Annotated in this window: 11 protein-coding genes and 1 pseudogene; 10 read left to right on the top strand and 2 right to left on the bottom strand. The window is 72.3% G+C overall.

Features of this window, described 5'->3' with window-relative positions:
* The first annotated feature begins 224 nt into the window (after positions 1 to 224).
* From AB0761_RS23290 to AB0761_RS23320, 7 genes and pseudogenes are all read left to right on the top strand, one after another.
* Positions 225 to 653: a DUF3499 domain-containing protein gene (locus AB0761_RS23290; protein WP_377274280.1), complete on the top strand. Its 429-nt coding sequence runs from the start codon at positions 225 to 227 to the stop codon at positions 651 to 653.
* Between the two features lie 74 nt (positions 654 to 727).
* On the top strand, positions 728 to 3,214 hold the full coding sequence (locus AB0761_RS23295; RefSeq protein ID WP_377271065.1) for a SpoIIE family protein phosphatase: 2,487 nt from the start codon (positions 728 to 730) through the stop codon (positions 3,212 to 3,214).
* Positions 3,215 to 3,430: 216 nt separating this feature from the next.
* Positions 3,431 to 4,816, top strand: coding sequence for a phosphomannomutase/phosphoglucomutase (locus AB0761_RS23300; protein WP_377271066.1), 1,386 nt, complete (start codon positions 3,431 to 3,433; stop codon positions 4,814 to 4,816).
* Between the two features lie 168 nt (positions 4,817 to 4,984).
* Positions 4,985 to 5,167 carry a Trm112 family protein gene (locus AB0761_RS23305; RefSeq protein WP_377271067.1) on the top strand — a complete coding sequence of 61 codons (183 nt, stop codon included), beginning with the start codon at positions 4,985 to 4,987 and terminating at the stop codon, positions 5,165 to 5,167.
* Positions 5,168 to 5,242: 75 nt separating this feature from the next.
* Positions 5,243 to 6,529: an SIS domain-containing protein gene (locus AB0761_RS23310; protein WP_377271068.1), complete on the top strand. Its 1,287-nt coding sequence runs from the start codon at positions 5,243 to 5,245 to the stop codon at positions 6,527 to 6,529.
* A 177-nt stretch (positions 6,530 to 6,706) separates the two neighbouring features.
* Positions 6,707 to 7,911, top strand: a pseudogene (gene manA / locus AB0761_RS23315) (mannose-6-phosphate isomerase, class I).
* Positions 7,912 to 8,070: 159 nt separating this feature from the next.
* Positions 8,071 to 9,057 carry a cation diffusion facilitator family transporter gene (locus tag AB0761_RS23320; RefSeq protein WP_377271069.1) on the top strand — a complete coding sequence of 329 codons (987 nt, stop codon included), beginning with the start codon at positions 8,071 to 8,073 and terminating at the stop codon, positions 9,055 to 9,057.
* A 203-nt stretch (positions 9,058 to 9,260) separates the two neighbouring features.
* On the opposite strand, the gene lepB is transcribed toward AB0761_RS23320, so the two are convergent.
* Positions 9,261 to 10,034: a signal peptidase I gene (gene lepB, locus AB0761_RS23325; RefSeq protein WP_377271070.1), complete on the bottom strand. Its 774-nt coding sequence runs from the start codon at positions 10,032 to 10,034 to the stop codon at positions 9,261 to 9,263.
* 448 nt (positions 10,035 to 10,482) lie between these two features.
* On the opposite strand from lepB, the gene ahcY reads away from it, so the two are divergent.
* Both ahcY and AB0761_RS23335 read left to right on the top strand, forming a co-directional pair.
* A complete protein-coding gene (ahcY, locus tag AB0761_RS23330; RefSeq protein ID WP_377271071.1) occupies positions 10,483 to 11,931 on the top strand; it encodes an adenosylhomocysteinase in 1,449 nt (482 codons plus the stop codon).
* A 102-nt stretch (positions 11,932 to 12,033) separates the two neighbouring features.
* Complete coding sequence (locus tag AB0761_RS23335) at positions 12,034 to 12,672, top strand: hypothetical protein (protein WP_377271072.1); 639 nt, start codon at positions 12,034 to 12,036, stop codon at positions 12,670 to 12,672.
* Between the two features lie 15 nt (positions 12,673 to 12,687).
* Here AB0761_RS23335 and AB0761_RS23340 read toward each other — a convergent pair whose 3' ends face one another.
* Positions 12,688 to 13,731, bottom strand: a complete 1,044-nt coding sequence (locus AB0761_RS23340) for an RDD family protein (RefSeq protein WP_377271073.1) — start codon at positions 13,729 to 13,731, stop codon at positions 12,688 to 12,690.
* A gap of 172 nt (positions 13,732 to 13,903) precedes the next feature.
* Here AB0761_RS23340 and AB0761_RS23345 point away from each other — a divergent pair, with 172 nt between their 5' ends.
* Complete coding sequence (locus AB0761_RS23345) at positions 13,904 to 14,908, top strand: stage II sporulation protein M (protein WP_377271075.1); 1,005 nt, start codon at positions 13,904 to 13,906, stop codon at positions 14,906 to 14,908.
* Positions 14,909 to 15,367: the final 459 nt, after the last annotated feature.

Here is a 15,367-nt window from a genome sequence, read left to right on the forward strand (position 1 = left end):
CGCAAGAGCCTAGGCCCTTCCCGCGTACCGCACGAGCAACCCCGGCGCAGATCCTGAGCGTCCGGGCCGCCCCGCGTCGGCGCGGTCGACCCGGGCGCGCCGTGCCCTGTGGATCCGGGCCGGAGAGCGGTCCGCTGCCGGGAGGATTCCCGCGGAGGAGGGCCCCGTGCGGCTGTGTCCCCGGTCGGCCCGTGGGGCCGTCCGTGGCGACACGTGGCGGTCAGGTGGGGGAGAGTCGTCGCGGCCCGGTCAGGAGTGCGGTACCGTCCATCGTCGTGAGCCCTGTACGTCGCTGTTCGCGGACTGCGTGCGGCCGTCCCGCCGTCGCGACGCTGACGTACGTCTACGCGGACTCCACCGCCGTCCTGGGCCCGCTCGCGACCTACGCCGAGCCGCACTGCTACGACCTGTGCGCCGAGCACTCCGAGCGCCTCACCGCCCCGCGCGGCTGGGACGTCGTCCGGCTCGCCGTGGACTCGGGCCCCGCCCGGCCCAGCAGCGACGACCTGGAGGCCCTGGCCAACGCGGTCCGTGAGGCCGCCCGCCCCCAGGCCCGCCCGGAGCGCGCCCGGGAGCGCGGCACCGGCGGCGCCGACGCCCAGGAGGTCGCCCGCCGGGGCCATCTGCGGGTGCTGCGCTCCCCCGACAACTGACGGTGTTCAGGCGGTCGCCCTGACGCCGGATGAGCTCTGTCCTGCGGCGTTAGGATGGGTGCATACCTCACCAGATGGGACATTCCGTGATGCCCGCCTCCGAGGATGCGCCGTGCGCCGAACTGCCCGATCCCTTCGGTGGCCCTCAGGCGGCCACCGCGGTGATCGGCGCGGACGGCACCGTCACGGCCTGGAGCAGGCAGGCCCAGTGGCTGCTGGGCTTCTCCGCCCGGGAGGCCGTCGGGCGGCTGGCGACGGAGTTCCTCTCCCTTCCCCAGGGTGCCGACCCCGGACGTACGGCGGCCCGGATGCGGGTCCGCGAGGGCTGGGAGGGGCTGGTCGAGGCCAGACGGCGGGACGGCGCAGCAACCAACCTGGAAGTGCGGCTGGTTCCGCTGACCCGGGCGGACGGCGAACGCAACTGGCTCGCCCTGGCGAGTGACACCCGGACCTCCGTCCAGGACCTCACCCGCCCGATGCTGCGCCACTTCTTCACCGGCTCCCCGCTGGGCATCGGTGTGGTCGACACCGAACTGCGCTGCGTCTGGATGAACGACGCACTGGCGCGGAGCGCCGGGATCCCCAGGAATCAGCGGATCGGCAGGCGGATCAGCGACGCCCAGCCGGGCCCGGACGCCGAGCGGCTGGAACGGGTGATGCGGCGGGTGCTGGAGAGCGGCGAGGCCCTGGTCGACGACGAGTACCAGGGCACCAGCCCCCTGTCGCCCGGTGGGATGGACCGCTGCTGGTCGGCCTCCTACTTCCGGCTCGAGGACTCCGTGGGGCAGCCGCTCGGCGTCTGTTACGTGGTCATGGACATCACCGACCGGCGGCAGGCCCAGCACCGGCTGGCCCTGCTGAACGAGGCCTCCCTCTGCATCGGCAGCACCCTGGACGTCCGCCGCACCGCCCAGGAGCTCGCCGAGGTCGCGGTGCCGCGGCTGGCCGATGTCGTCATGGTCGACGTACTGCCGTCGGTGCTCGCCGGTGAGGAGCCGGCGCCCGGGCCGCTGGCCGGCGACACACCGCTGCGCCGTGCCGCACAGCACTCGCTGCGCGGCGGCTGCCCCGAGTCCCCCGTCGAGGTCGGGGAGACCGTGGCCTTCACCCCGGGCTCGCCCGGCGCCTACTGCCTGACCGAGGGCCGCGCCTTTCTGCAGGCCGACGTCGGCCACGCCCGCTGGCTGGAGGACGATCCGGTACGCGCCGCCAAGATCCGCGAGTTCGGGGCCTTCTCCTCGCTCTGGCTGCCGCTCCGCGCCCGCGGCGTCACCCTCGGCGTCGCCACCTTCGTCCGGCAGTCGGACGAACGGGCCCCCCTGGACGACGACGACCGGCTGCTCGCCGAGGAGTTCGTGGCGCGGGCGGCGCTCTGTGTCGACAACGCCCGCCGCTTCACCCGGGAGCACACCGCGGCCCTCACCCTGCAGCGCAGTCTGCTGCCGCACCGGCTGGCCGGCCGCACCGCCGTCGAAGTGGCCTCCCGCTATCTCCCCGCCGACGGTCAGACGGGGGTGGGGGGCGACTGGTTCGATGTGATCCCGCTGTCGGGGGCCCGGGTCGCCCTGGTGGTCGGAGACGTGGTGGGGCACGGCATCGAGGCGGCCGCCGCCATGGGCAGGCTGCGCACCGCCGTGCAGACGCTCGCCGACATGGAACTGCCCCCGGACGAACTGCTGGCCCACCTGGACGACCTGGTCGTCCGCCTCACCGAGGAGGAGGCCGCCACCGCCATTCTCGGCGCCACCTGCCTGTACGCCGTCTACGACCCGGTGACCCTGCGCTGCACCCTGGCCCGCGCCGCCCACCTGCCCCCGGCCGTGGTGGACACCGACGGCCGGGTCACCTTCCCCGAGCTGCCCGCGGGGCCGCCGCTGGGCCTCGGATCGCTGCCCTTCGAGTCCGCCGAGCTGCAGCTCGCCGAAGGCAGCCTGCTCGCCCTCTACACCAACGGCCTGGTCGAGCGCCGCCCCGACGGGGACATCGACGTCGCCCTCGGCCGGCTGCGGACGGCGCTGTCCCAGCCGGACCGGCCGCTGGAGCAGCTCTGCGGAAGGGTGATCCGCTCGGTGCGCCGCGACCGCCCGTCGGACGACGTCGCGCTGCTGCTGGCGCGCACCCGGGGGCTGGGGGCGGACGAGGTCGCCACCTGGGACCTGCCCGTGGACCCGGCGGTGGTGGGCACCGCCCGGGAGCTGGCCGGCCGGCAGCTGGAGTGCTGGGGGCTGCCGCAACTGCTGTTCACCACGGAGCTGGTGGTGAGCGAGCTGGTCACCAACGCCATCCGGCACGCGGCCGGCCCGATCCAGCTGCGGCTGATCCGGCAGGCCGTGCTCACCTGCGAGGTCTCCGACGCCAGCAGTACCACTCCGCGGCTGCGCCATGCCCGTACCACCGACGAAGGAGGCCGCGGGCTGCTGCTGGTCGCCCAGCTGTCCAAACGCTGGGGAACCCGCCACACCCCCGCCGGAAAGATCATCTGGGCGGAGCAGGCCATCCCCGCACCGGAACCGGAAAGGGTGGGTTGTACGTCCGAGGTACCAGTCGTCACAGGCGGCTGATTCCGTGTGGGACCGGTCGCCCGGCCCCACACGGAGGAGGACGCGGAGGGCGCGCAGGCAGCGGGTAGTCTCTGCACCACATGGATGCCCGCGCACCCGCGCGTCGGCCGGCCGCTGTGGTGCAACCGCCCACCGGGCCCGCGGACCCGGGCGGGGCGGACAGTGCAACACATCGACATTCGCGGCCCCGACCGCGAAGACCAGGGCGGAGCCGGAGTGCGCGACCTCAAGCAGATCGTGAAGGCCTACGACATCCGGGGTGTCGTCCCCGACCAGTGGGACGAGCCCCTGGCCCGTGCCTTCGGTGCTGCCTTCGTCGAGGTCACCGAGGCCACCTCGATCGTCGTCGGCCATGACATGCGCCCCTCCTCGCCGGGGCTGTCCCGGGCGTTCGCCGAGGGGGCCACCTCCCGCGGCGCCGATGTGGTCGAGATCGGACTCTGCTCCACCGACCAGCTCTACTTCGCGAGCGGCAAGCTCGACCTGCCCGGCGCCATGTTCACCGCCAGCCACAACCCGGCGCAGTACAACGGCATCAAGCTCTGCCACGCGGGCGCGGCGCCGGTCGGCGAGGGCACCGGCCTCGACACCATCCGTGAGCGGGTGGAGGGCTGGACCGCCGAGGACGGCACCGTCACCATCCCTCCGCGCCAGGGCGAGCAGGGCACCATCACCAGCCAGGATCTGCTCCAGGCCTACGCGGACCACCTGCTGGGCCTGGTCGACCTCGGCTCCATCCGCCGGCTCAAGGTCGTCGTCGACGCCGGCAACGGCATGGGCGGCCACACCGTGCCCACCGTCTTCGCCGGGCTGCCGATCGACCTGGTGCCGATGTACTTCGAGCTCGACGGCACCTTCCCCAACCACGAGGCCAACCCGCTGGACCCTAAGAACCTGGTCGACCTCCAGGCCCGGGTCAAGGAGACCGGCGCAGACATCGGACTCGCCTTCGACGGCGACGCCGACCGCTGCTTCGTGGTCGACGAGCGCGGCGAGCCCGTGTCGCCCTCCGCCATCACCGCGCTGGTGGCCGTCCGCGAGCTGGAGCGGGTCAAGGCCGACGGTGAGCGGCAGCCCACCGTCATCCACAACCTGATCACCTCCTGGACCGTCCCCGAGGTGGTCCGCGACCACGGCGGCATCCCCGTGCGCACCCGTGTCGGCCACTCCTTCATCAAGCAGGAGATGGCCCGGACCGGCGCCGTCTTCGGCGGTGAGCACTCCGCGCACTACTACTTCCGTGACTTCTGGCGCGCCGACACGGGCATGCTCGCCGCGCTGCACGTCCTGGCCGCCCTCGGCGGTCAGCAGGGCACCCTCTCGGCGCTGGTCGCCGAGTACGACCGCTATGCCGCGTCCGGTGAGATCAACAGCACCGTCGAGGACCAGGCGGCCCGCACCGCCGCCGTCCGCGCCGCCTACGCCGACCTGCCCGACGTGACGGTGGACGAGCTGGACGGGCTCACCGTGTCCGGCCCGACCTGGTGGTTCAATGTGCGCCCCTCCAACACCGAGCCGCTGCTGCGTCTCAATGTGGAGGCCCGCTCCGCGACCACCATGGAGAAGCTCCGCGACGAGGTCCTCGCGCTGGTGCGCGGCTGACCTCCGGGCCTCCACGACCGGCCGGTGCGACGCACACCCAGCGCGTCGTCCGGCCGGTCGGAGCAGGTCCCGGCCGGTAGGCTGAAGAGGCCACCAAAGCACCTTCGGCGTCCCTCTCGCGAGGCCCGGACACCGACGCCCGACCCCTGAACCTCGGAGCCGCAGCGCATGAAGCTCGAACCCTTCCTGCTGGAGATCCTCGTCTGCCCCCAGTGCCGCGCCCCGCTCAACGAGGCGGACTACGACGGCCACCCCGAGCTGGTCTGCACCGCCGCCGACTGCGGACTGGCCTACCCGGTCCGCGACGGCATCCCGGTCCTCCTGGTCGACGAGGCCCGCCGCCCCGTCTGACCCGGCACCCGCCGCCAACGCGCCCCCAGCGGACCGCCCGCCAGGGCCCTCCGCCAACCCCGGAAGGACCGGCGCATGCTCGACGACGCACTGCTCGACGACCCGGCGGCGCTGGAGCGCGCCGACACCGGGGGCGCCCTGCTGGCCCTTGCCGGTGCGGGTGCCCGCATCCGCAACGCGCTGAGGCTCGCCGACGAGGCGGGGCTCGCCCGGCTCCGGCCCGACGGCCGGCCACGTACCGTCCTGGTCGCCGGACAACCCGCCGCACTCACCGCGGCGGGGATGCTGGCCGCCCTCGGCGGCACCGCATGCCCGGTGCTGCCGCTCGGCCCCACTGCGGCCGCACCCGAGGAGTCCGCCCCCGCCACCGGCCGCGCCGGACTCCTCGACCTGGCCTGGCATCTGCCCGGCTGGGTCGGCTCCCTCGACCTGCTGGTCACCGCCTCCGCCGACGGCACCGAGCCCGGCCTCTGCGCCCTGGTCGAGCAGGCCTACGTCCGCGGCTGCTCCGCCGCGGTGATCGCCCCCGCCGGCAGCCCGCTCGCCGAGGCCGCCGTCCAGGCCCGCGCCCTGTTGCTGCCGTACGCGCCCCCCGCACCCGCCCCGGGCCCGGAGGGCATCGGCGCCGCACCCGAGACCGATCTGCCGCCCGAGGACCCCGGAGCGCTCTGGGCCATCCTCGCCCCGCTGCTCGCGCTGGCCGGACGGATCGGGATCGCCTCCGTGGAGCAGGGCTCACTGCAGGCCGCCGCCGACCGGCTGGACGAGGTCGCGGTGCGCTGCCGCCCCGCTGCCGCCGCCTACCTCAACCCCGGCAAGAGCCTCGCCGGGCGGCTCTCCGGGGCACTGCCGCTGCTCTGGGGCGACGGACCGCTCACCGGATCGGTGGCCCGCCGCTTTGCCGCGCTGCTCGCCGACCGGGCAGGGCAGCCGTCGCTCGCGGCGGTACTGCCGCAGGCCCTCGCGGAGCACCGTGGGCTCTTCGCCGCACGGCTCGGCGGCGGCAGCGGCGCCGACGACTTCTTCCGCGACCGGGTCGACGAACCCGATCCGCTGCGGCTCCAGGTGCTGCTGCTGCGCCGGGTCGACGAGCCCGCGTTCGAGGAGGAGCCCGGCGCCGAGGGGCGCTCCGACAGGGGCGAAGCCGGCAACGGTACGCCGCAGGGCCCCCGGGACCGCGATGCCGCGGTGCTCCACCGCACCGTCGCCCGTGCCCAGCGGCTGGCCGAGGACCACGGGGTGGTGCTGGGCGAGCTCGCCAGCGCACACGGCGACCCGGTGGAGGCCTTGGCCGAACTGGTCGGCACCACCGACTTCGCCGCGGTCTACCTCGGGCTCGCTGCCGGGACCGGAGCGGCCTGACCCGGCCGCCCGGGGAGCCCAATCGACACCTCCAGTCCGTACTGCCGCCTCGTCACGGACATCTCCTCCTTGCCCGGGCCGGATTTCATCCGCGTCGGTTAGGGTCGTGCATCCGGCACCGGCCCTCCGCCCCCGACGCAGCCACCACCTCCGACCCAGGAAGAAGCAGCAGCGCGCATGGACCGCCTTGTGAACACCGTCCGCCCTTACGCCTGGGGCTCCACCACGGCCATCCCCGCGCTGCTGGGCCGGCAGCCGACCGGCGAACCGCAGGCGGAGCTGTGGATGGGGGCCCACCCCGGCGCACCCTCGCGGATCGACCGTGGCCAGGGGGAGCGCTCGCTGGCCGAGGTGGTCACCACCGATCCGGAGCGGGAGCTGGGTGCCGCCGTGGTGCAGCGCTTCGGCCCCGGGCTGCCGTTCCTGTTCAAGGTCCTGGCCGCCGGCCATGCGCTCTCCGTGCAGGTGCACCCGACGCTCGAGCAGGCGCGGGAGGGCTTTGCGGCGGAGGAGGCGGCCGGAGTGCCGCTGGACGCCCCGCACCGCAACTACAAGGACGCCAACCACAAGCCGGAGATGATCTGCGCGCTGAGCGACTTCGACGGGCTGTGCGGCTTCCGCGCTCCGGCCGAGACCGCTGACCTCTTCGACCACCTTGGCGTCGCCGCCCTCGCCCCGTGGGCCGCCGTGCTGCGGACCGCACCCGAGGAGCAGGCGCTGCGTACGGTGCTCGCCGAGGTGCTGGGGGCCGACCGGGACGGACTGGCGACCGTGGCGGGGGAGGTGGCCGAGGCACTGGAGAAGGCGGCGGCCGGTGACGGCCCCTATGCCGCCTCCTGCGCCGCCTACGCCGGTGCCGCCCAGGACTTCCCCGGCGACCCCGGAATCATCGCCGCGCTGCTGCTCAACCATGTGGTGCTCCGGCCCGGTGAGGCGCTCTACCTCGGCGCCGGCGTGCCGCACGCCTACCTCAGCGGCCTCGGGGTGGAGCTGATGGCCAACTCCGACAATGTGCTGCGCTGCGGGCTCACCCCCAAGCACGTGGACGTCCCGGAACTGATGCGGGTGGTGGACTTCTCCGCCACCAGGCCGACCGTGCTGACACCGCAGCCCGTGCCCGGCGCGGACGGTGAGGAGCTGTACCCCGCACCGGTCGCAGAGTTCCGGCTCTCCCGCTACGTACTGGACGGCACGCCCCGGGCGGTGTCCGGCCGCACCCCGCAGATCCTGCTGGTCACCGAAGGCGAGGCCACGCTGGCCGACGCCGCGGGACGGTCCCTGGACCTGACCCGCGGTCAGTCCGCCTACCTGCCGGCCGACGGTGCGGAGGTCACCCTCGGCGGCAGTGGTGCGTGGTCTTCCGCGCCACCGTCTCGCTCTGACCGGCGCGGCGGCGCTCCGGAGCACCACCAGGAGTGCCGCCGCGCCGGTGCGGGCAGATGCCCCCGGCCGCTGGTGCGAGAATGGCGCGCCGTGGCGGGGACGCCCGACGACGAGACCAGCAGGCCCGCAGCGGCCCGGCGGAAGGACAGAACCGCACCATGAGTGCATCCGGCGGTACCAAGGCGATCGTGGCTGCCCTGAGCGCCAACCTGGCGATCGCGGCGAGCAAGTTCGTTGCGTTCGTCATCACCGGCTCCTCCTCGATGCTGGCGGAGGCCGTCCACTCCGTTGCCGACTCCGGCAACCAGGGCCTTCTGCTGCTGGGCGGGAAGCGGGCTCAGCGTGAGGCAACGGAGGAGCACCCCTTCGGCTACGGGCGCGAGCGCTACGTCTTCGGCTTCCTGGTCTCGATCGTGCTGTTCTCGGTCGGCGGCATGTTCGCCGTGTACGAGGGCTACGAGAAGATCGCCCATCCGCACGCGCTGGAGAGCTGGTACTGGGCGGTGGGTGTGCTGGTGTTCGCGATCGTCGCGGAGGGCTTCTCCTTCCGTACCGCGATCCGCGAGTCCAACCAGATCCGCGGCTCCCTCGGCTGGTCGCAGTTCATCCGACGGGCCAAGGCCCCCGAGCTGCCGGTGGTGCTGCTGGAGGACTTCGGCGCGCTGATCGGCCTGGTCCTGGCGCTGATCGGGGTCGGACTGGCGATCGCCACCGACAACGGGGTGTGGGACGGCATCGGCACTCTGTGCATCGGCATCCTGCTGATCGCCATCGCCCTGGTGCTGGCGGTCGAGACCAAGAGCCTGCTGCTCGGCGAGGCCGCCGGCAAGGAGACCGTCGACGAGATCCGCCGGGCGATCGTCGACCACGACAGCGTCGCCGGCCTGATCCATATGCGTACGCTCCACCTCGGCCCGGAGGAGCTGCTCGTCGCAGCCAAGATCGCCGTACGCCACGACGACACCGCAGGCGATGTCGCCCGTGCCATCGACGCCGCCGAGGCGCGGATCCGCAAGGCGGTGCCGATCGCTCGCGTCATCTACCTCGAACCGGACGTCTACAGCGCCGAGGCCGCGGCCGCCGGACCCGATCCGCTGGCCACCCCGGGTGGCCCCGGTCCCGGGTCCGGCTCGACCGCTCACTGATCCGCACAGCCGGCCACTGCCCGGGACCCGTGGTCCCGGGCAGTGCCATGCCGGCCGCTGTCTCCCCGACGAGTGCCTCGCCGGGCCGAGCGGTCCGAGCAGGCCCACCAGTACCAGCAGTTCCAGCAGTTCCAGCACTTCCAGCAGTTCCAGGATCAGCAGGCCGAGGGTGGGCCGGGCCGGCCTGGCCGGACGACTGCTGTTCAGCCTTCGGTCGTACGCAGCCGTGCCCGCCGCCGGGAGACCCGGAGGGTCACCGGTGTCGCGATCAGCCCGGCCAGTGCCAGCCCGCCGCCCACCACCACCAGCAGCAGATACTGAACCGGATCCTCCTGGGCCACACGGCCGTCGCCCACCTTGGCGAAGGCGAGTGTCGGGGTGAGATAGCGGTCGCCAGAACCGGACCGCACCCGCTCGACCCGCCCCCGGAGGCCCGCCGTGGACACACTGCCCTGCTGCTCGTCCAGGTGATAGCGCGAGTCGAAGGCGTCGTTCCGGTTGTCCCCCATCAGAAAGACACGTCCGCTCGGCACCACTGCTGAGAACGGCCGCTCGCCGGATCCACCCCCGGGCTTCAGATACGGCTCCTGAACGGCCTTGCCGTCGACGGTCAGCGCGCCGTCCCGCCCCACCGTGATCCGGTCGCCGCCGAGCCCCACCACCCGCTCGACCACCACCGCCCGCTCCATCCAGTCGGGCACCGCGATGACCACGACATCGCCCCGGTGCAGCTCGCCGGCGCCGATCCGTCGGACCGTCACCTTGTCGCCGGGCTGAAGCGTGGGCCGCATGGCCGCACTGGACACAGTGAAGGTCCGGTAGCCGTGCACATACAGCGCCATTCCGGCAGCCGCCGCGAGGACTCCAACCAGCACCACCGCCAGGCAGACCCACAGCCCACGCGGGGTGGGCCGGCCCGGGCCCGGCAGTACGCCCGGTGGTGGAGCCCAGGTCCGGTCCTCTGTCGCTCCCGGCATGCACGTCCCCTTCCGCCCTGCCTCCCCCTGGCGGGAAGACGGCCGGAAGCGTAGTGGTGGGGCCGCGGCCGCATGTGCTCAGGGTGGCCGGAATCGCCAGGATGGCAGCCACGCTCCGCAACGCGCGGTGTAGATTCGTTGGCAGAGCCAGACGTCGCTGCTGATGGCGGTCGATCGGACGGAGTGCGGCCCGCCGCACACACCGGTCGAGGGAGAGAGGGCCTCCGACGGACTGTGCCGGAGCAAGGGGACCGGTCCGCCGGTCCCGGTGGACCACGGGACCAAGCCACCCCGTGGAGGTGCGCGCGGCTGTACGCAGCCACTTCACACCTCCATGAGGCCGTGCTCTCCCGGACGTCCACCTGCTATGGCACACCGCACCAGGCCTTCGCACCGGGACCACCCGGCGCACCCGACCCGCCCCACAATCAGCGCGAGGAGCAGACGCATGGCGTCCCAGACCGCCACCGACTTCAAGGTCGCAGACCTCTCCCTGGCCTCCTTCGGCCGCAAGGAGATCCAGCTCGCCGAGCACGAGATGCCCGGCCTGATGGCCATCCGCAAGGAGTACGCCGAGACGCAGCCGCTGGCCGGCGCCCGGATCACCGGCTCGCTGCACATGACCGTGCAGACGGCGGTGCTGATCGAGACTCTGGTGGCGCTGGGCGCCCAGGTCCGCTGGTGCTCCTGCAACATCTTCTCCACCCAGGACCACGCCGCCGCAGCGATCGCGGTGGGTCCCGACGGCACCCCGGAGGACCCCCAGGGCATCCCGGTCTTCGCCTGGAAGGGCGAGACGCTGGAGGAGTACTGGTGGTGCACCGAGCAGGCGCTCAGCTGGCCGGGCGAGGTCGGCCCGAACATGATCCTGGACGACGGCGGTGACGCCACCCTGCTCGTCCACAAGGGCGTGGAGTTCGAGAAGGCCGGCGCGGCCCCGGACCCGTCCACCGCGGACAACGACGAGTACCGGATCATCCTGGAGCTGCTGAACCGGACCCTCGCCGAGTCGCCCCGCAAGTGGACCGAGGCCGCCGCCGCGATCAAGGGCGTCACCGAGGAGACCACCACCGGCGTCCACCGCCTGTACGAGATGCACCGCGACGGCGGCCTGCTGTTCCCGGCGATCAACGTCAACGACTCGGTGACCAAGTCCAAGTTCGACAACAAGTACGGCTGCCGCCACTCGCTGATCGACGGCATCAACCGCGCCACCGATGTCCTCATCGGCGGCAAGGTCGCCGTGGTCTGCGGCTACGGCGATGTCGGCAAGGGCTGCGCGGAGTCGCTGCGCGGCCAGGGCGCCCGCGTGATCGTCACCGAGATCGACCCCATCTGCGCGCTGCAGGCCGCGATGGACGGCTACCAGGTGACCACGCTGGAGGATGTCGTCGAGACCGCCGACATCTTCGTCACCACCACGGGCAACAAGGACATCATCCTGGCTTCGCACATGGAGCGGATGAAGCACCAGGCGATCGTCGGCAACATCGGCCACTTCGACAACGAGATCGACATGGCCGGCCTGGCCCGGATCCCCGGCATCGTCAAGGACGAGGTCAAGCCGCAGGTCCACACCTGGACCTTCGCCGACGGCAAGACCCTGATCGTGCTCTCCGAAGGCCGGCTGCTCAACCTGGGCAACGCCACCGGACACCCGTCCTTCGTGATGTCCAACTCCTTCGCCAACCAGACGATCGCCCAGATCGAGCTCTTCACCAAGACCGAGGAGTACCCGGTCGGCGTCTACACCCTCCCCAAGCACCTGGACGAGAAGGTCGCCCGCCTCCACCTGGACGCGCTCGGCGTCAAGCTCACCACGCTGACCGAGGAGCAGGCCTCCTACATCGGCGTCGCGGTGGAGGGCCCGTACAAGTCCGACCACTACCGCTACTGACCGTCGCAGCAGACGCGTCGGCGGACGCAGAGCACCGCCTGCCGGGCCCCGGACCTGCCACCAGGTCCGGGGCCCGGCCCGCTCCCGCCGTAGCATGCGAGCATGCCCAGCGGCCGCTACTCCCTGCATGATCCTCACGACGACACCCCCCTCGGAGAGGAACACTTCAGCTGCGCCCCCGGCCCGGCCGGCTGGCGCTACACCTCACAGGTCTTCGGCACCGACAGCACCCCCACCGGCGCCGTCGATCTCACCCTCGACTCCCTAGGCCGCCCCCTGCGCCTCCAACTGCGCAGCGGTGACTGGCAGGTGCGCGGCGGCATGCTGGAGGGACTCACCTGGGTCCGCACCGATGCCACCGACCCCGACACCACCCATGCCACCGAAGGGCATGACCGCGCGCATGCCTTCACCGGCCGCTCGCCCGCATTCCTGGTCGCCACCGCCCGGCTGCTCCGGCTGCACCCCGGAGGCAGGAACCGGCTGCGCCTGGTCGCCCTGACAGATCCCGTACTCGCACCACGCACCCTGGACCAGGGCTGGTCCCTGGACGGAATCGAAACACACACCACTGACAGCGGCCCGTTGCGCGTGGAGCGCTACACCGTCGCGGATCTGCAGACCGGTGAGCAGCACCAGGTGCACCTGGCCGGGGACGTGGTGCTCGCCGCGCCCGGTATCGAGCTGGAAGCCCTGGACGGCCCTCCCAACCAGCGGCCGCTCTCCGACCCCGGGGCCTGACCGCCGCTCGGCCAGTCAGGCCGGCGGTGCGAAGCCGCCGAGACCGTCGGCATCCTTGTCCGCGGCCACTCCCCGAGGCGCAGGGGCGGAGGCAGGGGCAGCTGGCGCGGCCTGGTACGCGGCCGACGGCGCGTCCTGCATCGCGGGGACGGGCGCGGCGGCGGGGTGGAGGGGGCCGGGCGGCGGGAGGGGGACCGTGGGGGAGGCGACGGGGACAGGCGCCGCCGCCCAGGGCGCAACCTGGTGGGCGGGGCCCGTCGGCGCAGGCACCGGATAGGGCTGCACGAACTGCTGGCCGGCCGTCATCTGCCGCCACTCCCGCTGCTGGCGCTCCGCCAGTACGGCGCCCAGGTACGCGGCAGGATGCAGCCCTTCGGGCGCCGCGCGCCCGGTACGCATGACCAGGTCGGCCGCCAGCTGCTGGGCCATGTTCCAGGCGACCTGGGGGTCGAGCTGCTGCATCCGTCCGAGGTACTGGCGGATGGCCAGCCACAGCCCGTCCGGTACGGCCGAGAGGTCCAGCGAGGCGAGCTCCCCGCCCAGAGCGTGCATCAGCTGCGGCGGCAGGGGCGGCAGCGGGCTGCGGCCGCCCCCCGCACCCGGCACCCGCTCCCGGACCACCAGGGTGCCTGCGAAGACGTCCCCCAGCCGGCGTCCCCGGTCGGAGACCACCGAGCTGATCACCGCGGGGACCCCGATCAGCGCGATGATCTCGAAGAACCCCACCAGCCCGCGGACCAGCGCATGCCTGAACCGCACCGGCCCGCCGTCCGTGCGGACCACTCGCAGCCCCAGCGCCAGCTTCCCCAGCGAACGCCCGCGCGACAGCGTCTCCACCACCACGGGTATCCCGACCAGGATGCCGACCATGAGGCAGAGCGTCACCGCCGCTGTGGCGGCCGGGTCCAGGTCGGGAGCGGTGAACGCCAGAACCAGCGTGAGCGCGATCGTGACGACGAAGAGCACGAGCAGGTCCAGTGCACAGGCGATCATCCGGCTGGGCAGCTTGGCCGGCTGCACCCCCAGGACGACGGCCTCACCGGTCACCAGGTCGCTCACTGAAACATCCACCCGTTCCCACGCAGCGCTCGGACGCATCGGGAGGACCGGTCCCGCCGGTGCCCCTGCGGTCAAGATACGGCCGAGGGCGGGCGGCGGGATAGCCGGGAGCACGTCTCTGGCAAGCTGTCCCCCGCTGTGCCAAGCCGCCTCCTGGAGCCTGGAGCCCGCCATGGATCTGGACGTCTTCGTCACCGCCCACCAGGCGGAGTGGGCCCGGCTGGACGGGCTCTGCAGGAGGCGCCGCCTCAGCGGCGCCGAGGCGGACGAACTGGTGGACCTCTACCAGCGCGTCACCACCCATCTCTCCCAGGTCCAGTCGGCCGCCCCCGACCCGACTCTCGTGGGACGCCTCACCTCTCTCGTGGCGCGCGCCCGCAGCGCCGTCACCGGGGCCAGGACAGCGGGCTGGCACGACGCAGGCCGCTACTTCGCCGCCACCTTTCCGGCAGCGCTCTACCGGACCCGGCGGTGGTGGGTACCCACCGCGCTGGCGTCACTGGCACTGGTGGCCGTCGTCGCGGTCTGGATCGCCGGCCATCCGGACGTACGCGCCGCCATAGCGACCCCCGAGCAGATCCGGGAGATGACCCGCCCCGGCGGTGAGTACGAGGCCTACTACTCCAGCCATCCCGCGAGTTCCTTCGCCGCCCAGGTGTGGACCAACAACGCCTGGGCCGCCGCCCTCTGCCTGGTCGGTGGAGTGCTGCTGGGGCTTCCGGTGCTCTATGCGCTGGCGGGGAACATCATCAACATCGGCATCGGCATCGGTGTGATGGCCGCCGCCGGACGGCTCGACCTCTTCCTGGGACTGCTGCTCCCGCACGGGATGCTGGAGCTGACCGCTGTCTTTGTCGCGGCCGGCATGGGTCTTCGCCTCGGCTGGACCGTCATCGATCCCGGACCCCGTACCCGCGGCGCGGCACTCGCCGAAGAGGGCCGGGCCACCATCGGGATGATCATGGGTCTTACCGCAGTCCTGCTGGTCTCCGGCATTCTCGAAGCCTTCGTCACCCCCTCCTCGCTGCCAACCTGGGCCCGCATCGGAATCGGTGCCATGGCGGAGGCCCTTTTCCTCGCCTATGTGTTCGCCGTGGGCCGCAGGGCCCACCGAGCGGGCGACATCGGCGACGTGGAGGAGGCGGACCGTACGGATGAACTGCCCGTGGCGGCCTGAGCCGGATGTGCGGGCATGTGCTGCGGCCTGCTACTCTCATGATCGTGTTGCTGGACCCATTGACTTGGGCCGACTGCACGAGTAGGTTCGAACGGTTGCCTCCGACTGGACAACAGTGGGAGCGGGCGCTAGTGTCTACGACACCGCCGATCCGGTAGCGAATCGCGAAATCCGCAGTGAATCCAGTTAAATGGAACTGTGGTCGCGTGCGCTCCGGTGCAGCGAATCCGGAAAACGGAGTTCCGCGAGTCTGATAGGCTTCGGAACGAAGTACGGAAAGAAAAACCCCGCCAGCGGGGGTCGGAAAAGCGGTAAGCGGATCTGATAAGCTGGAGACACGAAGAAGGGAAGCGCCCGGAGGGGCCCGGAAGGGTTTCGATGGAAGCGTCCGTTCCTTGAGAACTCAACAGCGTGCCAAAATTCAACGCCAGATTTTTGAACCCTTTGGGTTCCTTTGAA

The organism is Peterkaempfera podocarpi, from assembly GCF_042466665.1.
GTDB lineage: Bacteria > Actinomycetota > Actinomycetes > Streptomycetales > Streptomycetaceae > Peterkaempfera > Peterkaempfera podocarpi.

Bases quoted from the DNA above. Each gene is read 5' to 3' on its own strand.
- AB0761_RS23295 (WP_377271065.1), top strand. From the start codon at position 728: ATGGGACATTCCGTGATGCCCGCCTCCGAGGATGCGCCGTGCGCCGAA.
- AB0761_RS23305 (WP_377271067.1), top strand. From the start codon at position 4,985: ATGAAGCTCGAACCCTTCCTGCTGGAGATCCTCGTCTGCCCCCAGTGC.
- AB0761_RS23310 (WP_377271068.1), top strand. From the start codon at position 5,243: ATGCTCGACGACGCACTGCTCGACGACCCGGCGGCGCTGGAGCGCGCC.
- AB0761_RS23320 (WP_377271069.1), top strand. From the start codon at position 8,071: ATGAGTGCATCCGGCGGTACCAAGGCGATCGTGGCTGCCCTGAGCGCC.
- lepB (WP_377271070.1), bottom strand. From the start codon at position 10,034: ATGCCGGGAGCGACAGAGGACCGGACCTGGGCTCCACCACCGGGCGTA.
- ahcY (WP_377271071.1), top strand. From the start codon at position 10,483: ATGGCGTCCCAGACCGCCACCGACTTCAAGGTCGCAGACCTCTCCCTG.
- AB0761_RS23335 (WP_377271072.1), top strand. From the start codon at position 12,034: ATGCCCAGCGGCCGCTACTCCCTGCATGATCCTCACGACGACACCCCC.
- AB0761_RS23345 (WP_377271075.1), top strand. From the start codon at position 13,904: ATGGATCTGGACGTCTTCGTCACCGCCCACCAGGCGGAGTGGGCCCGG.